The sequence below is a fragment of the Bradyrhizobium sp. STM 3557 genome (assembly GCF_045571465.1).
Lineage (GTDB): Bacteria > Pseudomonadota > Alphaproteobacteria > Rhizobiales > Xanthobacteraceae > Bradyrhizobium.
Genome location: NZ_CP120697.1, coordinates 4,103,771 through 4,125,536, shown reverse-complemented (window position 1 = coordinate 4,125,536; position 21,766 = coordinate 4,103,771). Strand labels below are relative to the sequence as shown.

Here is a 21,766-nt window from a genome sequence, read left to right as displayed (position 1 = left end):
TTGTCAGTTGCCGGTTGCGGCTTGGATTTTTGTGTCATTGTTGGTCGTCTCCGCCGTCTCGGTGGTTTCCGCTGCCGGCGTATGTATTGCTGTCGTCGCGGCCTTCTCGCTTCGCTGCACTTTGGTCTCCGCGGAAGCCGCTTGGCCCGAGACCGCGAATCGCAGCCGCATCCAGGCTCCGCGCTGTCCGGGGCGGAAATCGGACGCATCCTTCAGTTCCAGCCGTCCGCCGTGGTCCTCGAGCACGCGGCCGACGATGGCGAGGCCCAGCCCAGTGCCCTTGGCACGGGTGGTGACGTAAGGCTCCAGAAGCCGTTGACGCGCCACCTTGGGCAGGCCGATGCCGTTGTCGATCACGTCGATCAGCACATCCGCGCCCTCTTGTGCGGCGACCACGTCGATGCGTCCCTTGCCGAGCTCTTCCGGCGGCACCACCTCGATCGCCTCAGTGGCGTTCTTGATGATGTTGGTCAGCGCCTGCGAGATCAGCCGTCGGTCGAACTGCGCGCGCAGCGGATCGGTCTTGATGTCTGTCTCGATATCGATCTCGGGATGGGCGACCTTCATCAGGAACACCGCCTGCCTCACCGTGTCGGCGACATCCTCTCCTTCCATCACGGGCTTGGGCATCCGCGCAAAGCGCGAGAACTCGTCGACCATGCGCCTGATGTCGTCGACCTGACGCACGATGGTCTCGGTGCATTGCTCGAAGACGGCCTTGTCCTCGGTGATGACCCTGCCGAATTTGCGGCGAATCCGTTCCGCCGAGAGCTGAATCGGCGTCAGCGGATTCTTGATTTCATGGGCGATGCGGCGTGCCACGTCGCCCCAGGCCGAGGTGCGCTGCGCCGACACCAGCTCGGTGATGTCGTCGAGCGTGATGATGTAGCTGTCGCGCGACTGATTGGTCTTCTCGGCAGTGACGCGGACCGAGAGGTTGCGCTCGTTGCCGTCGCGCTGGATCGTGATCTGCCCCTGCACCAGCCGCTGCGCGCCCTCGCGTGCCGTCTTCATCATCTCGTCGAGCTCGGGCAGCACCTCGGAGAGCGGATGACCGAGCGTCTCCGATTCGGCGTGCCCGATCAGCTTCTCGGCCGAACGGTTGAGAATGCCGATCGAGCCCGAGGCATCGACGCCGATGATGCCGGCGGAGGCCGAGGACAGCACCGCCTCGATGAAGCGGCGGCGGCTGTCGATCAGGTCGCTCGCATTGACGAGCTCGTCGCGCTGGGTGCGCAGCTCCTGCGTCATCTTGTTGAAGGTCTCGCCGAGCTGGGCGAGATCGCCTTCCGATCTGTGCACCGGCACCTGGACGTTGAGGTCGCCGGTCGAGACCGTGTGCGCGGCGTTCATGAGCTGGCGGATCGGCGCCACCAGCCAATTGGCGAAATTCAGCCCGATCAGCACAGAGGCCATCAGAATGGTGAGCGCGATCACCGCGAACATCAGCGCCAGCGCCACCTGGATACCGAGCCGTCGCGATTCGACCTGGGCATATTCAGCGACCGACAGCTCGGTCTGCTTGAGCTGGTCGACGACGCGCGGATCGAGCGGTCGCGCGACATAGAGGAACATGTTGTCGAAGGCCCGCAGCCGGATCACCGCCGCGACATAGTTCTGCTCGGGCAGCACCGCGATCTCGGGCTCGTCTTCGTTGACGTTGTTGAGGAAATCCGGCGCTGGCGGTGAGAACGCGAGCTTGATGCCGCCGGTCTCCGCGGACACGATCGGTGTCGTCTCCTTGTCGATGATCATGGCGCCCGGCAGGTTGCGGGAAGCAGCGCTCGCCGTCAGCAGCTCGCGGAAGGTGCCGCGATCCTGGTCGAACAGCGGCCGGATGCGCGCAATGTCATTGGCCATGCCGATGATATCGCCGCGGATCAGCTGGGCATGCTCCTGCATGTAGGCGCGCGCAATGGTCAGCGAGTTCTGGATCACCGCGCGCGTCGGGCCCGAGAACAGCCGGTCGAGGCCGCGGTCGATGGTGACATTGGCAACGATCGCGACCAGGACGGCCGGCAGCACCGCGATGATCGAGAACAGGCTGACGATCTGGACGTGCAGCCGCGCGGCCGCCCGCCCGCGCCGGCGGGCCTGGACCACCTGCCAGACCTCGCGGACGATGATGCCGACCAGGATCAGGATGGTGCCGGCATCGATCAGGTAGAAGGTCTTGACGATCTCGCTGGTCGGCTCGATCGGCGACAGCCCCGTCAGGACCACGAAGGTCAGGATGCTGGATACCAGCGCGAGGCAGACCGCGAACGGCGCCAGCCAGCGGCGGACCGGCCAGCCGGGGCGTTCGTCGGGCGACGGCTCAAAGGGTTTGGCCGAGGTGTCTGTGCTCGTCATTCCGGCAATGGAGGTGGTGAAAAGCAGGCGTCAGCTCGAATCAGGACATTCGGACTGATGCATTCCTACCACAATGTTGCCGAATTGCGACAAATCCACGGCGTGTCTGCGCTCGCGGGATTTGTTTGCCCCGTTCCGGCGCGTCGGACGCGCCGGCCAGAGGTATCGTAATGTCGGACAAAAGATTGGCCGCCGGCCCAGCCGGAGGGCTCCAGACGCGGAGAAAGCGCGGCACGCGCGCGGGCAGCAGCCCTGACGGCTCATGCCGCCCTACCCGCCGCACGCCTTCGTCAGCTCGGCGCCGGCGCTCCTCAGTTCTGGACGGATTTCGTCGGCGCGCCCGGCCGTCAACCGGGTGACCGGACCTGACAGCGCGAGCGCGCCGAGCAAGACGCCGCCAGGACCGAATACCGGTGTCGCCAGCGCAGCGGCATGCGGATCGGCGACGCCGCTGGTGAAGATCGGCACGTCGATGACCGGGGCGGCGCGCCCAAGGTCAAAATGACGCAGCACCTGCGCGATTGCCGACTTGTCCATCGGCTTCTGATCGCCGGGCTGGACGTGCATGCGGATCTGGCTCGCGCTCTCGACCCGGAACAGGCAAAGCCGGAAGTTGCCCCGGCGGGTATAGAACGAGGCCGTCTCGCCGGTCGATCGCGCCAGCCGCTCCAGCACCGGCGTGATGTGATCCGCGAGTCCGAAGGCATGCTGATAGCAGGCGGCCAGCCGCATCACTTCGGCATCGAGCCGATAGCCGCCATCGTCGAGCCGCTTCAACAGCCCGAAGCTCTCCAGCGAGAGGGCCATGCGCATCACCGTCGTCTTGATCAGCCCGGTGCGCTTGGTGAGTTCGGCGAGGCTCAGTTCGCCGTCGCCGCGCTTGAACGCCGTCAGGACGGTGAGTGCGCGGTCGACTGCGGAGACGCCCTGAAGGCCGGCGGCCTTGGCGGGTTTGGCTGCTTTCTTGGGCTTGGTCGGTGACTTGGCCAAGGGGACGTGATCCTGCAATTGGCCGCGAAAGGGCGGCGTTGCAGGATGCTATACACGGCCTTGCGGCGAACTTCACGTCCGCGGCCGGCGCCATCAAGCGATGTATTCGACGCCGCGCCTTCTCAGTTCTTCCTCGACCCAGGAGCGATCGTTGCGACCGGCCGCGATCGCAGCCAACTGCGCCGTCTCGGCGTCATGCTTCTTCTTTGCCGCGGTGTAGACCGCCTCTGCATCGGCGAGCGGAACGCAGACCAGCCCGTCATCGTCACCGAGAACGAGGTCACCGGGATTGATGATCATGCCATCGATCGCGATTGCGACGTTGATCTCACCGGGGCCGTCCTTGTAGGGGCCGCGATGGGTGACGCCGGCCGCAAAGACCGGGAACGTCCCGGCTCGGATCGCGGCGGCATCACGGACGGCGCCGTTGATGACGACGCCGGCAAGGCCGCGGCGCGCGGCATGCGCGATCATCATTTCGCCGATCAGGGCGTTGGTGAGATCGCCGCCGGCATCGACTACGACGACGTCGCCGGCCTCCGCCATATCCAGTGCCTTGTGCAGCATGAGGTTGTCGCCGGGCCGCGATTTCACGGTGATCGCGGGACCGGCGAGGACGCCGCCCCCATGCATCGGCCGCAGGCGCGGGCCCGCCGCATTCATTCGCGACATGCTGTCGCTCACATTGGCGACCGGCAGCTTGCGATACCGCTCGACGAGATCGGGCGAGGCCTTCTGCTTCGGGTTCGGATAGATGCGGAAACCTGCGGTCATGGCGTGCTCCTTGGTGCGATCGTCCCTGCGGCCCGGCCGATCGGCGATTGACAAAACGAGCCGTTCGGCCGATACGTACAAAAAATGCAACGCCGTTTCAATTTTGAAATTCGGCGTGGGAAACGGTCAGCGTCTCGTCAAGGAACGGGTCGGGCGGCGCGATTGCCGCAGGATTCGGCTGCGCGCCGCATTGCGCGCGAGTCGGGGGCGTTGCCGCCAGCACGTAAGGCAGCGACATGCGCTTTAAGATTCTCATTACCGGCCCGGCTCTCACTCCGGAGGCGACTGAGCTCGCCACCCGCCGCGGGGCGGTGCTCGTTGACCACCCGCATTATGTGAGCTCAAAGGAATTGGCCGAAGTCGCGGCCGTTCAGCAGCCCGATGCGATCATCGTGCGCCAGGGCAAGATCGACGATGAGGTGATCGGCGCGTCCGCCAGGCTCAAGGTCATCGCCAAGCACGGCGTCGGCTACGACAACATCGATATCGACGCGGCCGATCGGCGCGGCATTCCCGTTTTCGTGGCGCGCGGCGCCAATTCGCAATCCGTCGCCGAACTCGCCTTCGCCCTGATGTTTGCGGTCGCCCGCGAGATCCCGCGCCTCGACGCACGCATCAAGAGCGGGCACTGGGACAAGGCGACCACCAAGGGCGCGCAGTTGCTCGGCCGCAGTCTCGGCGTGGTCGGCTTCGGCGAGATCGGGCGCATTCTGGTCGGCCTGGTGCAGCCGCTGCGCATGCAGGTGCGCGTCTTCGATCCCTACATGCCCGCTGACGTCAGCGTCGAAGGTGTGGAGCGCGTCGGCAGCTTGGACGATATCCTGGCGACCAGCGACGTTATCAGCCTGCACTGTCCGCTCACGCCACAGACGCGCAACATGATCAGCCGCGATCAGATCGCGCGCATGCGCCGCGGATGCATTCTGGTCAACACCGCGCGGGGCGGCCTGATCGACGAGACGGCCTTGTTCGAGGCGCTGCGCGACGGGCTCATCGCTGGCGCCGGCCTCGATTCCTTTGCCGAGGAACCGGCGAGGCCCGATCTGCCGCTCCTGCGCCTGCCCAATGTTGTGGTGACGCCGCACGCCGGCGCGAGCACGCAGGCGGCCCGCGACGCCATGGGCGTCATCGCGGTCAATCACGTCATGGATGTGCTCGAGGGGAAGGAGGTCGACCAGCGGGCGATCGTCAACAAGAAGCAACTCCGCGTCGCCTGAACGGCGCGCATCAATCAAAATCGGGAGGAAACCATGAGTGAAGCCCAGATGGCGCCGAGCGCGCTCGAGCAGACGACCATGCGCCGGGTCTCATGGCGCATCATGCCGTTCATGATGATCTGCTATTTGTTTGCCATTCTCGATCGCGGCAATGTCGGCATGGCATCGTTGCAGATGGTCCAGGATCTCGGGATGTCCAAGTCGGTATTCGGCTTCGGCGCCAGCCTGTTCTTCTTCTCCTATTTTCTGATGGAAGTGCCGAGCAATCTCGCCCTGCAGCGCTTCGGCGCCCGGCGCTGGATCGCGCGCATCATGATCACATGGGGCATCATTTCGGCCGGCATGGCGTTCGTGCAGGGCCAGAATTCCTTCTATGTGATGCGCTTCATCCTGGGCGCGGCGGAGGCCGGCTTCTTCCCCGGCGTGCTGCTCTATCTGACCTACTGGCTGCCGGCCAACTATCGCGGTCGCCTGATTGCCCTGTTCGGAATCTCCATTCCGGCCGCGACGTTCATCGGCTCTCCGCTCGGCGGCCTCCTGCTCGGTCTCGACGGCATGCTCGGCCTGCGCGGCTGGCAGTGGCTCTTCATCGTCGAAGGCGTACCGTCGGTCCTGCTCGGTCTGATCTGCCTGGCTGTACTGACCGACAGGCCCGAGCAGGCCCGCTGGCTGCGCGATGACGAGCGCGCCTGGCTGTGCGCCGAACTCGCGCGAGAACAGGCGAGCCGACAGGCGACGATGGAACGAACCGGATGGAGCTCCTTCCTGCAGTTGCTGCGCAATCCCTATGTCTGGGCCATGGCGCTCGCCTGCTCCGGTGCTTCGGCCGCCGGATCGGTGCTGGGCGTCTGGCAGCCGCAATTCCTCAAGTCGTTCGGGCTCACCAACCTGGAGACGGGACTGATCAACTCTATTCCCTACGGCATCGCCTGCATCCTGATGGTGCTGTGGGGCCGTCACTCGGATCACACCAAGGAACGGCGCTGGCACACCGCGCTGACGCTGCTCTTGATCTCGTTCGGCTTCCTCGGTGTTTTCGTCATTCATTCGCTGATTGGGACGGTTGTCCTGCTCAGCCTGGTCCTTGTGGGCGCCTACGCCTTCAAGGGGCCATTCTGGGCGCTGACGTCAGGCTGGCTCGGCGCCGGATCGGTCGCGGCGGGTCTTGCCATGATCAATGCCGTATCGAACCTGATCGGCGGCGGTCTGATGGTGAACATCTACGGCAGCGTCCTGGAAGCGACCGACAATTACGGATTGGCGCTGCTGCCGACCGCGATCGTGACCATCGTCGGCGCCGTGCTGATCCTCGCCATCAGCCGGCCGCAGCGAGTCCAGGCGCTCAACCCCGCCGTCGCGAAGGGAGCCTGACATGAGCAAATTCGGCACCAGCAATTTCGGCACTAGCAAATTCGGCACCATCTCGCGCCGCAGTCTGTTGGTCGGCGCCGCCGCGGCCGCACTGCCCCGCCTGGCAACGGCCCAGTCGGCCGAGACCGTCCGCTGGTCGGCAGGCACGGCACGGCCGGTCGCGAAAGCGCCGCCGAACGCAACCGACTGTCACTTCCACACCTACGATTCCAAATATCCGACGGCGCCGGGCGCGACACTCTCGCCACCTGATGCGTTGCCTGACGATTACAAGGCGCTGCAGAGACGTATCGGCACCACGCGGGGCGTCCTCGTGACTCCCTCGACCTATGGCACCGACAACAGCCTGCAACTGGCGTCGATGAAGGCGCTTGGTCCTGACAATTTCAGGGTGGTGGCGGTGGTCGCCGAGGACGTGTCAGACGCCGAGCTCAAACGGCTCGATTCGCTCGGCGCGCGCGGCGTACGTTTCAACCTGCCCTTCCCCGGTCCACTGTCGGGCGCTTCGCTCGAAAAACTGTCGCCACGGCTTGCGGCACTGGGCTGGCACTGCGAGATCAACATGCGACCGCAACAGCTCGAGGCGGCGCAGGACATGCTCCTAAAACTGCCGTCGCGAATCGTGATCGATCATCTTGGTGCGCTGCCTGCCGACGGCCTGAAGAGCCCTTCCTATGCAATCATTCGCAAGCTGCTCGACAGGGGCAACACCTGGGTCAAGCTCTCCGGCGCATATCTGAGCAGCAAGTCGCCCTACGGCGAAAGTGCAGAGATCACCGCGGCCTATGTCCGGGCTGCCCCCGAGCGCATGGTTTGGGGCAGCGACTGGCCGCACCCGACGCGAAAGGCCGATGACAAGCCTGATGATGCGGAGCTGTTCGATCTGATGGCGAACGCCATGCCGGATCAGGCAACGCTGCAGCGGGTCCTGGTGGATTCGCCCGCAGAGCTCTATGGATTTCCGTCATGAGCTGGTTCGCGCCGCCTCGCCGTATCGAAACCAAGATATTCAGCCGGCTGCCGGATCAGTTCCGGAAGGCGCGGCGCAGCGCCTGGGCTGATGCCAACCAGGGCGGCCGCGCCATCGACAGCTTTCTCGAAGGCCCCTCCTTCGACCGCGATGGCCGTCTCTACGTCACCGACATTCCCTTCGGCCGGATCTTTCGCATCGACCCGGACGGCGCGTGGACTCAGATCGCCGACTATGACGGCTGGCCCAACGGCCTGAAGATCCACGCCGACGGGCGTATCTTCGTCACCGATTACAAGCGCGGCCTGATGCTGCTAGATCCCGACAGCGGCACTGTCACGCCGTTTCTGGAGACCGCCGCGACAGAGAGCTTCAAGGGCGTCAACGATCTGGTGTTCGCTCGCTCCGGCACGCTCTATTTCACCGACCAGGGGCAAACCGGCATGCACGACCCAACGGGGCGCGTCTGGCGCCTCGGAACGGATGGCCGCCTGAGCTGTCTCGTCAATACGATTCCAAGTCCGAACGGCATCGTGGTCGATCCTGAGGAGAGCTTTCTCCTGGTGGCCGTGACCCGCGCCAACCAGGTCTGGCGCATTCCACTGCCGCAAAGCGGCATCACGACCAAGGTCGGCGTGTTCGTGAACCTGCATGGCGGGCCCGGCGGTCCCGATGGCCTCGCGCTCGATCGCGACGGCAATCTTCTGATCTGTCACACCGGCTTTGGCTCGGTGTGGCGCGTGTCGCCTGTCGCCGAACCGCTCGACCGCATCATCTCTTGTGCCGGCGTCGGCACCACCAATCTCGCGTTCGGCGGCCCCGACAATCGCAGCCTGTTCATCACCGAAAGCCGCACCGGGTCGATCCTGCAGGCCGCGCTCGATACGCCCGGCCTGCCGATGTATTCGCACGCGTGACGGCTGATCATGCGGTCTCCTTCGTGGCGGGTTTGTCACGGCCGGGATCGCCAAGCACAAGCATGACGATCGCGCCAAACAGCAGGATTGCGGAGAGAACGTAGAGCGGAGTCGAGAAGTTGCTCGTCATTTCCCTGAGATAGCCGATCATATACGGCCCGACGAAGCCGCCGAGATTGCCGATCGATACAATCAGCGCGAGGCCGGCGGCCGCGGCGCGGCCGGTAAGAAAGCCGGACGGGATCGCCCAGTAGGTCGCCTGGAATGATAGGATGCCGACGACGGTGACCGTCAACGCCAGCATCGCCGGCAGTGGCATGCTGAAGCTCGCGCTGACCGATAGCGCAACTCCGGCGGCCGCAAGCGCGCCGCAGACGAACCAGAGACGGTGCCTGGCGCGATTGGCGAGGCGCGCCCAGAGCAGCATGCAGATGGCACCGAGCGCGTAAGGCGCTGCGGAGATGAAGCCGACGGCGACATAGCTGACGCCGAAGCCGCGCACGATCTGCGGCAGCCAGAGGCCAACGCCGAGTGAACCGCAGATGCCGCAGAAATTCACCAGCGCCAGCACGAACACCTTCGGATTGGCGAAGGCATCGCGCAGCGTGTTGCCGTGACGCGCAGCCAAGCTCGCCTGCTCCGCCGTCAATTGCGCGCCGAGTTCGCGCCGTTCCCTTTCATCGAGCCATTTGGCCTCGGCCGGTCTATCCGACAGCACGTACAGGCAGGCAATGCCGAGCAGCACGGCAGGCAGGCCTTCGATGATGAGCAGCCACTGCCATCCGGCAAGGCCGCCGAGCCCGTCCATGGTGAGCAAGGCTCCGGAGACCGGCGAGCCGATCATGTTGGCGACGGGGATGCCGACCAGGAAGGCAGCGGTCGCCCGGCCGCGCCAGGCGCCGGGAAACCAATAGGTGAAATACAGATAGACGCCCGGCGTGAAGCCAGCTTCCGCCATGCCGAGCAGCAGACGCATCACGGAAAAGCTGACCGGCCCGGTGACCAGGCATGTCAGGGTCGACAGCAGGCCCCAGCTGATCATGATGCGCGCGATCCACAGCCGCGCGCCGACCCGCTGCATCGCCAGATTGCTGGGAATTTCGCAGAGAAAATAGCCGAGGAAGAACAGCCCGGCCCCCCAGCCGAACTGCGACGGCGTCAGGCCGAGATCGCGGTTCATCTGCAGGCCGGCGAAGCCGACATTGATGCGGTCGAGATAGCTGACGACGTAGCAGACGAAGATGAACGGGATGATGCGCCGCATCACCTTCTTCATCGTCGGCGCGATGTCGACCGCCGGCGCCGCGCGCGCAGCCGCGCTCTCCATTCCGTTCCTCCCTGGTGCCGTGTTTGACCATGTTCGGTCTATTCGGCCGGCACCATAGGAGCTGGAACACAATAATGCAACGCCGTTTCATTTTCGATCCGGGACCTCGAAAGGTCCCGGACATCCCCTGTAACGCCGCAGGAGGGTTGTCGTCGGGCTACGCGCCGCTGCGATAGACTTGAATGTCGAGATCGCGGATCTTCTTGCGCAGCGTATTGCGGTTCAGACCGAGCAGATCGGCAGCTCTGATCTGATTTCCCCGCGTTGCGGCCAACGCGGCGGTGAGCAGCGGAATCTCGATTTCCTTGAGAATGCGGTGATAGAGCCCCGGCGGCGGGACGCCGTTCGGGAAGCCCTGGAAATGCGAGGATAGATACGCCTCGACGGCGCCGCCGAGATTATCGATCGAGCTCGGCGCGTTCGATCCGGTGGTCACCGCCGGCGGCGCCAACTCGCCGTCGATCACCGAGGCCGTGATGACATCCTGCGGATAGAGCGCGGCGAGACGACGCGCGAGGTTCTCGAGCTCGCGGACGTTGCCCGGCCAGCGATGCTGCTTCAGCCGCTCCAGCGCCGCAGCGTCCAGCTTCTTCGGCGGCAGCCCGTCCTTCTCGGCCAGCGCGAAGAAATGCCGCACCAGGTCGGGCAGATCCTCGATGCGCTCGCGGAGCGGCGGCAGCCGCAGCGGTACCACGTTGAGACGGAAGAACAGGTCTTCGCGGAACAAGCCCTGCTGGATCAGGATGCGCAGGTCCTTGTTCGACGCTGCAACGATGCGCACATCGGTCTTGATCGGCGTGCGGCCGCCGACCGTGGTGTATTCGCCCTGCTGCAGCACGCGCAGGAGCCGCGTCTGCGCCTCCATCGGCATGTCGCCGATCTCGTCGAGGAACAGCGTGCCGCCCTCGGCCTGCTCGAAGCGGCCGGAGGCGCGGGTGTTGGCGCCGGTGAAGGCGCCGCGCTCATGGCCGAACAGCTCGGATTCGATCAGGTCGCGCGGGATCGCCGCCATGTTGACCGCGACGAACGGACCGTTGCGACGCTTGCCGTAATCGTGCAGCGCGCGCGCCACCAGCTCCTTGCCGGTGCCGGACTCGCCGGAGATCATCACGGTGAGATCAGTCTGCATCAACCGCGCCAGCACGCGGTAGATCTCCTGCATCGCCGGCGAGCGGCCGACCAGCGGGATCGATTCGAACTCGGCATCATCGGCCGGTGTCGCCGAGCGCTCCTTCGGCTCGGCGAGCGCGCGGCCGACGATCGCGATCAGCTCCTTCAGGTCGAACGGCTTCGGCAGATACTCGTAAGCCCCCCGCTCCGACGCCCGGATCGCGGTCATGAAGGTGTTCTGCGCGCTCATCACGATGACCGGCAGGTTCGGCCGCATCTTCTTGATCCGCGGCAGCAGGTCGAAGGCGTTCTCGTCCGGCATCACCACGTCGGTGATGACGAGATCGCCCTCGCCCTGGCTGACCCAGCGCCACAGCGTGGCGGCGTTGCCGGTCAGCCGCACCTCGTACCCGGCGCGCGACAGCGCCTGGTTCAGCACCGTCCGGATGGCGGTATCGTCATCGGCAACAAGAATGCTACCTGCAGGCATGGTCAGTCCTCATCTTGATCCCTGTGAGGCATGCAACGGCGTCCCGGCAACGTCATCGCCATGGCTTTTTGGGTTTGGGCTTTGGTCTGGTTGCTTGGTGGCGCTGTACACTGGCATCAGCACCCGGAACGTGGTCTTGCGCGGCTGTGACTCGCATTCGATGATCCCGCCATGGTCGCCGACGATCTTTGCAACCAATGCAAGTCCGAGGCCGCTGCCGGTCGGCTTGGTGGTGACGAAGGGATCGAACAAATTCGGCATCAGGTCTTCGGGCACACCAGGGCCATTGTCCTTGACGCAAAACTCCAGCGGCAGCGACACGCGAGACTTTTTGCCGGGCACCGAGAGCCGCACGCCCGGGCGGAACGCCGTGGTGAGCTGGATCTCCGCATCGGTGCCGAGATCGACCACGGCTTCGGCTGCGTTCTTCACCAGGTTGAGAAACACCTGGATCAGCTGGTCCTGGTTGGCCAGCACCGGCGGCAGCGAGGGATCGTAATCCTCGATGAAGCGGATGTTGCGGGCAAAACCCGATTGCGCCAGCCGCTTCACATGGTCGAGCACCGAATGGATGTTGACCGGCCCGCGCGCGACCGGGCGGTCGTCGCCGAACACCTCCATGCGGTCGACCAAGGTGACGATGCGATCGGCCTCGTCGCAGATCAGCCGCGTCAGCATGCGGTCCTCAGAGGAAGCCTGCTGCTCCAACAGCTGCGCGGCGCCGCGAATGCCGGACAGCGGGTTTTTGATCTCGTGCGCCAGCATCGCGGCCAGCGCGATCACCGAGCGCGCGGCGCTGCGATGGGTGAGCTGGCGGTCCATCTTGTCGGCGATGGTCCGCTCCTGCAGCATCACCACGATATGGCCGGGCCGCTCCGGCAAGGGGGCGACATGAAGGTCGACGAGCCGGTCGGCGCCGGTGCGCGGCGTGCCGAGATCGACCTTGTATTCGTTGACCGGCGCATTGCCGGTGCGCACCTGGTCGATCAGCGACAGCAGCGGGCTGCCGAACGGCACCAGGTTCTTCAGCGACTGCCGCTGCAGGAATTGCGTCGAGGAATCGAAGAAGGATTCGGCCGCCATGTTGGCGTCCATGATCTTGCCGTCCGGGCCGATCACCAGCACCGGGTTCGGCAGGGCGTTGAGGATGGCATCGCCATCGGAGGGGCGGGTCCTGCGCTGTTCTGCGGCTGAGCTCATGCGGCTGCACTCCAGGCAAAGTCGTCGAAGGCGTCGGTGAGCGACTGCCGCACCGCGGCCGGCTCGTCGGAGGTGAGGATGCGCGCCCGCCAGGCCTTCAGCGTCTCGGCCGCCGCGCCGGCGCTTTGCGCGGCGACGTCGAGACCCCAGCCGAGATGCTTACGGGCGTGGCGCAGGCCGACGCGCTCGCCATAAAGCGCGCAGATCTCGTCATAGAGCGTGCGGAGATAGCCGAGCTGCTGGCCTAGCTCCGGCGCGGTTTCCATCTCGCCGCCGTCGAGCCGGCGGCCGATCTGTCCCGGCAACCACGGCCGGCCTTGCGCGCCGCGGCCGATCATCACGGCATCGGCGCCGGAAGCGTCGAGCGCCTCGCGCGCATCGTCAAAGGAGGTGATGTCGCCGTTGACGACCAGCGGCAGCGCGGTCGCCTCGCGCACCTCGCGCACGGCGCTCCAGTCGGCCTCGCCCTTGTAGAACTGACAGCGGGTGCGGCCATGCACGGTGATCAGCTGCACGCCGGCGGATTCCGCGCGGCGCGCCAGTTCGGCTGCGTTCTTGCTGCGCTCGTCCCAGCCGAGCCGCATCTTCAATGTCACGGGAACCTTGACCGCGGAGATCGTCGCCTCGATCAGGCCGAGCGCATGGTCGAGGTCGCGCATCAGAGCCGAGCCGGACTGGCCGCCGGTGACGTGCCGCGCCGGGCAGCCCATGTTGATGTCGATGATGTCAGCCCCGGAGGCCTCGGCGACGCGGGCGCCTTCGGCCATCCAATGCGCTTCGCAGCCGGCGAGCTGCACCACATGCGGCCCGATGCCGCTGGCTTCGCAGCGCAACCGGGAGATCCAGCGGCCGCGCACCAGATCGTCGCTCGCGGTCATCTCGGAGACCACGAGCCCTGCCCCGAGCTCGGCCGTCAGGCGGCGGAACGGCGCGTCGGTCACCCCCGACATCGGCGCCAGGAAGGCCCGGTTGGCGAGTGGAACCTCGCCGATTTTCAAAGGCTTGGCGGTATGATGTGCCGGACCGGTCAAGGACGACTCGTCTGCTCTCTGGTACGCTTCATTGCGACGACACTGCATTGTGAGCACATTTCTTGTGCAGTCAAGCGTCATGCCTACAGTTTAGACAAAACAGCTTTGCATGCAAGTGCACTGCAGCAAAATATGCTTGTATAGCGGTCATGGTAAATTCCACAGCGTGCCGATTTCTGCATGGCTGATCTCGAACGCCGGGTTGTGAAGCCATCGCGGATTTGGCATTGGCTCGGCCACGCCCTCGTCAAACGCGCGCACGAACGGCGTTTGCTTCATCGCCGCTAATCGCGCTCGCGTGCGCCGTCAGGCGGATGCTAGAAGCCTCCACCTCTCGCGCCTCTTATGTAACCTGGTCACATGACGAACACTCAGCGGACTGCAGCCATTCTTGTCGCGGCCGGTCGCGGCCTGCGCGCCGGCTCTGGCGGTCCGAAACAATATCGCAACGTCGGCGGCCGCGCCGTCATTCACCGCGCGCTGGCGGCGTTCTCGGGGCATCCCGAGATCGCGATCGTGCAGCCGGTGGTCAATCCTGACGACATGGCGGTTTTTAATGCGGCCGTCAGCGACCTCCGTCATGCCGCGCCTGTGAATGGCGGCGCGACGCGGCAGGCATCGGTGCTGGCGGGCCTGGAGGCGCTGGCGCCGCATCGTCCCGACATCGTGCTGATCCACGACGCGGCGCGTCCCTTCGTCTCCGCGGACGTGATCTCGCGCGCGATCGTCGCTGCGAGCCGCACCGGTGCGGCCATCCCGGTGGTGGCGGTCACCGACACTATCAAGCAGGTCACTGAGAGCGGCGACGTCACGGCGACTCCGGAGCGCGCGACCCTGCGCATCGCGCAGACGCCGCAGACGTTCAAGTTCGATGTCATCCTCGATGCGCACCGCCGCGCCGCGCGCGAGCGCTCGGATTTCACAGATGATGCGGCGATCGCCGAATGGGCGGGATTGACCGTGACGACCTTTGAGGGCGATGTTGCCAACATGAAGCTCACTACACCGGAAGATTTCGTGCGCGAGGAAGCGCGGCTCGCGGCCGCGCTCGGCGACATCAGGACCGGCACCGGCTATGACGTGCATGCCTTCGGCGAAGGCGATCACGTCTGGCTGTGCGGGCTACGTGTGCCGCATACGAAGGGCTTCCTTGCCCATTCGGACGGCGATGTCGGATTGCACGCTCTGGTTGACGCAATATTAGGCGCCCTGGCCGACGGCGACATCGGCTCGCACTTCCCGCCGAGCGACATGAAGTGGAAGGGCGCCTCCTCCGACCAGTTCCTGAAATATGCCATCGAGCGCGTCACCGCGCGCGGCGGCCGCATCGCCAATCTCGAGGTCACCATGATCTGCGAGCGGCCCAAGATCGGCCCGCTGCGCGACCAGATGCGGGCGCGAATCTCTGAGATCTCCGGCGTCGACATCTCGCGGATCGCGGTGAAGGCGACCACCAGCGAAAGGCTCGGCTTCACCGGCCGCGAGGAAGGCATCGCGGCGACCGCGAGCGCGACCATCCGCCTGCCCTGGAGCGCATGAGCCATGCGCGACAGCGGCCTATAGCCCAATTGACGTTCGCATGAGGACAACACGGCAAATGGCTAGCGAACGTCAAATCACCTCCACCAGCGCCCTCGCCCGCTCGCTGCTCGATCTCTGCCGGTCGCGCAAGCTGATGATCGCGACCGCTGAGTCCTGCACCGGCGGCCTGGTCGCTGCGGCGCTGACCGACATCCCCGGCTCCTCCGACGTCATCGATCGCGCCTTCGTCACCTATTCCAACGAGGCCAAGCGGGAGATGCTTGGCGTCGAGGCCTCGACCTTGCAGACCTTCGGCGCGGTCTCCAAGGAAACCGCGATCCAGATGGCGGTCGGCGCGCTGGAGCGCGCCGATGTCGATTTGGCAGTGTCGATCACCGGCATCGCCGGCCCCGGCGGCGCCACCCCGGGCAAGCCGGTCGGCCTGGTCCATTTCGCTGCCGCTGCGCGCGATGGCCGCATCACCCATCGCGAACATCGCTTCGGCGCGATCGGCCGCAGCACTGTTCGCGCCCGCTCGGTGGTCGAAGCGCTGCGCCTTTTGATCGAACTGGCGCGCCCGCAAGTAGCCGTCAAGCCGAAGCGCGCCGCCGCCACCCGCCTGCGCCCGCGCGTCGCGCGCAGCCCGCGTCTGCATCCAGCGAAGCGGCCACGAAGGCCACCGAGGGCTTGACTAGCAAAGCAAATTATTTGTTTCCGTCATTGCGAGCTAAGCGAAGCAATCCAGAATCGCAGTCCCGGACAGTGCTGGATTGCTTCGTCGCTGACGCTCCTCGCAATGACGCCGTAGACGGTTCGTAATTCGTAGCGGGGGGTTAGCCGAAGGCGTAACCCGCCGCGCGGGTGCAAGGAAGTCTCTGCGATGAACTATGCTCCCAAAATCGTTTTGCAGTTGCCGATATCCAATCCCGAATTGCTGGATTCATTCGTCGAAGACTGCCTCCGAGACGGCGTGTCTCCGATCGCTGTCGTCGGAGACGGCGCTACCCAGATCGAGGACATCATTGATGAGCTGATCGTTGGCGATGGCTCAGACCGGAGCCGTTTCATCACCACCTCTAGTCACCAGAACGAGACGCTTGACGAGGTTCTGGCTTTCGCCCGGTTGTATGATCAGGACCTAAGCCAAGCTGTGCAACTGGTGAAGTTATGACAACTTGACGTCTGTCGTTTGAGAGACCCGTCCGGCGACACATTTCCGCCGCGCCCTCCCGCTCAAGTAGCATTTTACCTGGGAGGGAATTTTGCTGCACAGAACATTTGGGGCGCTCGCCCTCGCATTGATTTGCCTCACCTCGCCCGCGCACACCGCGGGCCTCCAGCTTCTTGATTCCGATCCGAAACTCCGTGGCGCGATCTGGACACCCTGCGCGGCCGCGCCTCAAGCCGTGGCGCTCGGCAGCCTTGCCGCCCCCGGAGTGGACTCGCTGCCTGGCATGAAGGACTGCCCGATCAAGGGCACGAAACTGCCGCTTCTCATCATCTCGCATGGCCACGGTGGCTGGTTCGGCCAGCATCAGGACATCAACGAGGCATTGGCGAATGCCGGCTTCATCGTCGCCGCCATCAACCATCCCGGCGACACGGTCAATGATCTTCGTGAGGATGATCCGATGTCGATTTGGGCATCGCGCCCACGCGATATCACGCGACTCATCGATTTCGTGCTGAACGACTGGAAGGATAAGTCAGCAATCGATCGCGACAAAATCGGCTTCTTCGGCTTCTCGCTTGGTGCCTATACCGGATTGGTGCTGATCGGCGCCAAAGCTGAGTTTGCCAGGCTCGCCACATGGTGCAAGCCCGACAGTAAGTGGAAGCCGTGCGAACAGGCGCGGAGCGGAGATGTTCCTGAGAGCCCGCCGCCCGATCCCCGCATTCGCGCCGCGGTGCTGGCCGATAATGCCTTGTCATTTGCCTTCACGCCCGAAACGCTGGCTGCGATCCAGGTGCCCTTGCAGGTTTGGCGATCAGAGCAAGGCGGCCATGGCGTCAATGCCGAGAGCACGGCGTTCACCGCAAGCAAACTACCGGCGAGAACCGAATTCCACGTCGTGCCTGCCGGTCACTACGCTTTCCTGGCGCCCTGTTCCGCGCAGATTCTGGCAGCTAACCCGCGCGTCTGCCTCGACACCCCGCCGGATTTCGACCGCGCGGCGTTTCACCGGGCGTTCGATGCCGACGTCGTGCGCTTCTTCTCCGAGCAGCTTATCGGCAAACGAAGTTGAGTGCGATTATGCTGCATAGGACATTTAGGGCATTCACCCTCGCATTGCTTTGCCTCGCTTCGCCTGTGCGTTCTGCGGGCCTTCAGCTGCTCGACTCCGATCCGAAGCTCCACGGCATCATCTGGACGCCCTGCGTAGCTGAAGCTCAAAGCGTGCCGCTCGGCAGCCTTGCCGTGCCGGGGTTGGAGACGCTGCCAGGCGTCAAGGATTGTCCGATCAAGGGCGAAAAGTTGCCGCTGGTCGTCATCTCGCATGGCCGTGGGGGCTGGGTCGGCGGGCATCACGATCTCGCCGAGGCGCTAGCCGACGCCGGCTTCGTGGTCGCTGCGATCAACCATCCCGGCGACAGCGTCGATGACCGTTCTCAAAGTGAGAGCCTGTCGAACTGGGCATCGCGACCTGCCGACATCGTGCGCTTGATCGATTTCGTGCTGAAGGATTGGAAGGATAGAGCCGCGATCGATCCTGAGCGGATCGGGTTCTTCGGCTTCTCCAAGGGCGGCTATACGGGGCTGGTGCTGGCGGGAGCCGATCCGGACTTCCGTCGCGCAGCGCATCATTGCACCGATCCAACGCCGTTCTGCGAGCAGATCCGCAAAGGAGATGTTCCCAAGGACTTCGCACACGACACGCGGATCAAGGCGGCGGTGCTCGCAGACACGTCGCCCGCATTTCCTTTCTCCGACGCCAATCTGAGCCACATCAAGATCCCGCTGCAGATCTGGCGCTCGCAGCTCGGCGGCTTTGGTGCCGATCCCGACAACACCGGGCGAGTGGCTGGCAGCCTTTGGAACCAGCCGGACATTCACGTCGTGCCGGCCGCTCATTTCGCATTCGTCGCCCCCTGCTCCGCAGAGCTTGCTGCAACGGCCCCGCGCATCTGCACGGATGCGCCAGCCGATTTCGACCGCATGGCGTTTCACCGCACGTTCGATGCCGAGGTCGTCAGGTTTTTCTCCAGGCACCTGATCGAAGGGCCCGGCCGCTTCCACTAGGGTCTCGCTGCTATTTGCTTCGCCCGATGAATCCCTACATGACGCCTTGCGGGGGCGTGAGCGAGCGGCGTGGCGGCTCGAATGGAGGCTCTGATGCGCAGGCTGCCCTGGATGATGCTGGCTGGCGGACTCTTTCTATCCGCCGCACCTGTCCACGCCCAGACCTACGATCCGAGCTACCCGGTTTGTCTCAAGGTCTATAGCGGATCGAGTGGTGGCGGCGGCGAGTACAATGACTGCACGTACACTTCGCTGGCCCAATGTGCGGCGTCGGCATCGGGCCGCGCAGCCACGTGCTTGGTCAACCCGTTTTACGGGCCAACATATGGCACTTCGTACAGCCAGTTCTATCGTCGCCACCGTCGCGCATATTAGCTTTAGCTTTGCCAGAGCAGGAACGCTTGCCCGCCGGGCAAATCGCCCGAGGTGCGCAAGCAATCGACGCCAGCCGATGATCGACAGCGCAGCAAAAGGTCCTGCGCTCAAAAACCGATTTCCTTTGCATTCTCAACGGGTCGTTGCGTGTCCAGCCCTCCGTGCGAAAATATTCTTCTTTCGTTTTTCGGAAATTATGATTGTATGACACCATCCCGCCTCGGCAAGAGGGACGTTTCGGCCAATCGTCACGACACGTGAGGCGGGGAAGCGGTGGCCGCGTTTCACCCGGCATTCCCTGCGCCCTCCTCTTGAGAGGGTATGAGCTTCGTATCACTCGGACGCGACGGCGCCGCGGGAATGTGGACGCACATCTGCTGTTTGAAACGTGGATCAGAGAAGGACGACCGGTCTCTCAGCTCGTCATTGCGAGGAGCGAAAGCGACGAAGCAATCCAGTCTCTTGTTCGGGGGAAAGCTGGATTGCTTCGCTTCGCTCGCAATGGCGACTGGAGAGAACTCGCGCTACAGTCTCACTGTCGTCCCGGGCAAGCGTGCGAAGCACGCGCCGAGCAAGAATCGACAGCCCGTCGCTTACGACGACGCCGCCGGCTTCCTGCCGTAGATCGCATCGGCGCGCTTCTCGAAGGCGGCGGAGAGCCGCGCGAATGCCGTGTCGAACATCGAGCCCATCAGCATCGCCAGCATCCGGCTCTTGAACTCATAGGCGATGAAGAAGGTGACGTCGCAGGCGTTCCCCTCCTTCGGCTCGAAGCTCCAGCGGTTCTCCAGTGACGAAAACGGTCCGCTGACATATTCGACATGGATCTTGCGGCCCGCGCGGTCGAGCGTAACGCGGCTGGTGAAGGTCTCCTTGACCAGCTTGAAGGACACCGTCATGTCGGCGACGATCACCTCCAGACCGTCGGGCTTGGCGCTGCGCTGGCGCACTGTCAGCGCCGAACACAGCGGCACGAATTCCGGATAGCGCTCGACATCCGCGACGAGATCGAACATCTGGTCCGCGGTGTGCAGGACGCGGCGCTTGTTGGAGAACCTCGGCATAAGTCTTCAGCGCGCGGTCGCGGCGCGCGCGGCCTTCAGCTTGGCGAAATCCTCGCCAGCATGGTGCGACGAGCGCGTCAGCGGGCTCGCCGACACCATCAGGAAGCCCTTGGTGTAGGCGACGGTCTCATAGCCCGAGAACTCATCCGGCGTGACAAAGCGCATCACGGCGTGATGCTTGCGGGTCGGCTGCAGATACTGCCCGATGGTAAGGAAATCGACCTCGGCCGAGCGCAGATCGTCCATCACCTGCAGCACCTCGTGGCGCTCCTCTCCGAGGCCCACCATGATGCCGGACTTCGTGAAGATGGTCGGATCGATCTCCTTGACCCGCTGCAGCAGTCGGATCGAATGGAAGTAGCGCGCGCCGGGCCGCACCGAGAGATAGCGCGACGGCACCGTCTCGAGATTGTGGTTGAAGACGTCGGGCTTGGCCGCCACCACGAGCTCCAGCGCGCCGTCCTTGCGCAGGAAGTCCGGCGTCAGCACCTCGATCGTCGTGGTCGGGCACTTCTCGCGGATGGCGCGGATCGTCGCGGCGATATGTGCAGCACCGCCGTCGGTGAGATCGTCACGGTCGACCGAGGTGACGACGACATGGGTCAGGCCGAGCTTGAATGTGGCCTCCGCGACATGCGCGGGCTCGCCGGCGTCGAGCGCGGCCGGCAGCCCGGTCTTGACGTTGCAGAAGGCGCAGGCCCGGGTGCAGGTGTCGCCCATGATCATGAAGGTGGCGTGCTTCTTGTCCCAGCACTCGCCGATATTCGGGCAGCCGGCCTCTTCGCATACCGTGACCAGCCCGTTCTCGCGGACGATATTGCGGGTGTCGGCATAGCCGCGGCTGGTCGGCGCCTTGACGCGGATCCAGCTCGGTTTCGGGGGCGAGGCGGAATCCGGCCGGTTCACCTTTTCCGGGTGACGAGGACGCAGCGGCGTGTTCGAGAGCGTGTCGACGATGGTGACCATGGGCAGTCCGGGCGACGAAAAGGCTTAGCTAGTCCGTTGGTTGCCGCCATGCAACCGGCTCGCGGACCCTAGCAGGACATGGCAGATATGGGCAGCATTCCCGCCATATCCTGCCCTGATTCCCTCAAAATGGTTCGAAAACCGGCCCCCGCCCCCGCAATCTCACGGCCTTCCGGCCCTTCGAAAGGCAAACGCCTGACGCGCGGCTTTTTCGACCGCAGCGTGCACGAGGTGGCGCGCGAGCTGATCGGCGCGACTTTCCTGGTGGACGGCGTCGGCGGCCTCATTGTCGAGGTCGAGGCCTATCATCACACTGAGCCGGCCGCGCATTCCTACCGTGGCGAGACGCCACGCAACAGGATCATGTTCGGCCCGCCGGGCTACGCTTACGTCTACCGCTCCTACGGTATTCATTGGTGCGTGAACTTCGTCTGCGAGGGAGCAGGATCGGCGAGCGCTGTGCTGATCCGGGCGGTCGAGCCGACGCATGGAATCGAGGCGATGCGACGGCGGCGCGGCTTGGAGGATGTTCGCGCGCTCTGCTCGGGGCCGGGCAAGCTGACCGAGGCGATGGGCATCACGATCGCCCACAACGGGCTGCCGCTCGATGCGCCGCCGATCGCGCTCTATGCGCGCAAGGCGGATGTCGAGGTAGTCACCGGCATCCGCATCGGCATCACCAAGGCCGTCGAGCTGCCCTGGCGCTACGGGCTGAAGGACTCGCGGTATCTTAGTAAGCCGTTTGCGCTCCCTTCTGTCGTCCCGGGCAAGCGCAGCGCGACCCGGGACCCATAACCCCAGGGAGAAGTTTTGCGAAGAACGAAGACCAGTGTGCCCCTTTCGAACATCA

The 21,766-nt window shown here is 64.7% G+C and carries 21 protein-coding genes; 11 read left to right on the top strand and 10 right to left on the bottom strand.

Annotated features, from left to right (window positions below):
• Positions 1-3: 3 nt before the first annotated feature.
• From P6U24_RS18710 to P6U24_RS18700, 3 genes are all read right to left on the bottom strand, one after another.
• Complete coding sequence (locus tag P6U24_RS18710; RefSeq protein WP_407154005.1) at positions 4-2,352, bottom strand: ATP-binding protein; 2,349 nt, start codon at positions 2,350-2,352, stop codon at positions 4-6.
• Between the two features lie 270 nt (positions 2,353-2,622).
• Positions 2,623-3,342 carry an IclR family transcriptional regulator gene (locus P6U24_RS18705; protein ID WP_407154004.1) on the bottom strand — a complete coding sequence of 240 codons (720 nt, stop codon included), beginning with the start codon at positions 3,340-3,342 and terminating at the stop codon, positions 2,623-2,625.
• 93 nt (positions 3,343-3,435) lie between these two features.
• Complete coding sequence (locus P6U24_RS18700; protein ID WP_407154003.1) at positions 3,436-4,116, bottom strand: RraA family protein; 681 nt, start codon at positions 4,114-4,116, stop codon at positions 3,436-3,438.
• A 236-nt stretch (positions 4,117-4,352) separates the two neighbouring features.
• Between P6U24_RS18700 and P6U24_RS18695 the strand changes: the two genes are divergently transcribed.
• The 4 genes from P6U24_RS18695 to P6U24_RS18680 are packed head-to-tail and all read left to right on the top strand — an operon-like array spanning position 4,353 to position 8,591.
• Entirely contained in the window at positions 4,353-5,333 is a 981-nt protein-coding gene (locus P6U24_RS18695; protein WP_407154002.1) for a hydroxyacid dehydrogenase, read from the top strand.
• A gap of 33 nt (positions 5,334-5,366) precedes the next feature.
• Complete coding sequence (locus P6U24_RS18690; RefSeq protein ID WP_407154001.1) at positions 5,367-6,704, top strand: MFS transporter; 1,338 nt, start codon at positions 5,367-5,369, stop codon at positions 6,702-6,704.
• Position 6,705: 1 nt separating this feature from the next.
• Positions 6,706-7,674, top strand: a complete 969-nt coding sequence (locus P6U24_RS18685) for an amidohydrolase family protein (protein WP_407154000.1) — start codon at positions 6,706-6,708, stop codon at positions 7,672-7,674.
• The gene (locus tag P6U24_RS18680; RefSeq protein WP_407153999.1) at positions 7,671-8,591 is read left to right on the top strand and encodes an SMP-30/gluconolactonase/LRE family protein; all 921 of its coding nucleotides are present in this window, start codon (positions 7,671-7,673) and stop codon (positions 8,589-8,591) included. The genes P6U24_RS18685 and P6U24_RS18680 overlap by 4 nt, the downstream gene beginning before the upstream one ends.
• Before the next feature lie 7 nt (positions 8,592-8,598).
• On the opposite strand, the gene P6U24_RS18675 is transcribed toward P6U24_RS18680, so the two are convergent.
• From P6U24_RS18675 to P6U24_RS18655, 5 genes are all read right to left on the bottom strand, one after another.
• Positions 8,599-9,918 (bottom strand): MFS transporter, encoded by a 1,320-nt coding sequence (locus P6U24_RS18675; RefSeq protein ID WP_407153998.1) that lies wholly within the window; start codon positions 9,916-9,918, stop codon positions 8,599-8,601.
• A 157-nt stretch (positions 9,919-10,075) separates the two neighbouring features.
• Positions 10,076-11,518 (bottom strand): nitrogen regulation protein NR(I), encoded by a 1,443-nt coding sequence (gene ntrC, locus P6U24_RS18670; protein WP_407153997.1) that lies wholly within the window; start codon positions 11,516-11,518, stop codon positions 10,076-10,078.
• Between the two features lie 9 nt (positions 11,519-11,527).
• Complete coding sequence (locus tag P6U24_RS18665; protein ID WP_407153996.1) at positions 11,528-12,718, bottom strand: two-component system sensor histidine kinase NtrB; 1,191 nt, start codon at positions 12,716-12,718, stop codon at positions 11,528-11,530.
• Positions 12,715-13,668 carry a tRNA dihydrouridine synthase DusB gene (gene dusB, locus P6U24_RS18660; protein WP_407160508.1) on the bottom strand — a complete coding sequence of 318 codons (954 nt, stop codon included), beginning with the start codon at positions 13,666-13,668 and terminating at the stop codon, positions 12,715-12,717. Before dusB ends, P6U24_RS18665 begins: the two co-directional genes overlap by 4 nt.
• A gap of 228 nt (positions 13,669-13,896) precedes the next feature.
• Positions 13,897-14,028 (bottom strand): hypothetical protein, encoded by a 132-nt coding sequence (locus tag P6U24_RS18655; protein WP_407153995.1) that lies wholly within the window; start codon positions 14,026-14,028, stop codon positions 13,897-13,899.
• 81 nt (positions 14,029-14,109) lie between these two features.
• Between P6U24_RS18655 and P6U24_RS18650 the strand changes: the two genes are divergently transcribed.
• The 6 genes from P6U24_RS18650 (at position 14,110) to P6U24_RS18625 (ending at position 18,886) form a co-directional block, all read left to right on the top strand.
• A complete protein-coding gene (locus P6U24_RS18650) occupies positions 14,110-15,288 on the top strand; it encodes a bifunctional 2-C-methyl-D-erythritol 4-phosphate cytidylyltransferase/2-C-methyl-D-erythritol 2,4-cyclodiphosphate synthase (protein ID WP_407153994.1) in 1,179 nt (392 codons plus the stop codon).
• 58 nt (positions 15,289-15,346) lie between these two features.
• Positions 15,347-15,961 (top strand): CinA family protein, encoded by a 615-nt coding sequence (locus P6U24_RS18645; RefSeq protein ID WP_407153993.1) that lies wholly within the window; start codon positions 15,347-15,349, stop codon positions 15,959-15,961.
• 189 nt (positions 15,962-16,150) lie between these two features.
• A complete protein-coding gene (locus P6U24_RS18640) occupies positions 16,151-16,441 on the top strand; it encodes a hypothetical protein (protein ID WP_407153992.1) in 291 nt (96 codons plus the stop codon).
• Positions 16,442-16,532: 91 nt separating this feature from the next.
• Positions 16,533-17,516 (top strand): alpha/beta hydrolase family protein, encoded by a 984-nt coding sequence (locus tag P6U24_RS18635; protein WP_407153991.1) that lies wholly within the window; start codon positions 16,533-16,535, stop codon positions 17,514-17,516.
• A gap of 8 nt (positions 17,517-17,524) precedes the next feature.
• A complete protein-coding gene (locus P6U24_RS18630) occupies positions 17,525-18,511 on the top strand; it encodes an alpha/beta hydrolase family protein (protein WP_407153990.1) in 987 nt (328 codons plus the stop codon).
• 81 nt (positions 18,512-18,592) lie between these two features.
• Positions 18,593-18,886: a DUF3551 domain-containing protein gene (locus tag P6U24_RS18625; RefSeq protein ID WP_407153989.1), complete on the top strand. Its 294-nt coding sequence runs from the start codon at positions 18,593-18,595 to the stop codon at positions 18,884-18,886.
• 593 nt (positions 18,887-19,479) lie between these two features.
• Here the strand turns inward: P6U24_RS18625 and P6U24_RS18620 are convergent.
• Together P6U24_RS18620 and lipA are read right to left on the bottom strand one after the other, a co-directional pair.
• Positions 19,480-19,950: a type II toxin-antitoxin system RatA family toxin gene (locus P6U24_RS18620; protein WP_407153988.1), complete on the bottom strand. Its 471-nt coding sequence runs from the start codon at positions 19,948-19,950 to the stop codon at positions 19,480-19,482.
• A 6-nt stretch (positions 19,951-19,956) separates the two neighbouring features.
• On the bottom strand, positions 19,957-20,916 hold the full coding sequence (gene lipA, locus P6U24_RS18615) for a lipoyl synthase (protein WP_407153987.1): 960 nt from the start codon (positions 20,914-20,916) through the stop codon (positions 19,957-19,959).
• A gap of 129 nt (positions 20,917-21,045) precedes the next feature.
• On the opposite strand from lipA, the gene P6U24_RS18610 reads away from it, so the two are divergent.
• Positions 21,046-21,711, top strand: coding sequence for a DNA-3-methyladenine glycosylase (locus P6U24_RS18610; protein WP_407153986.1), 666 nt, complete (start codon positions 21,046-21,048; stop codon positions 21,709-21,711).
• The last annotated feature ends 55 nt before the right edge of the window (positions 21,712-21,766 follow it).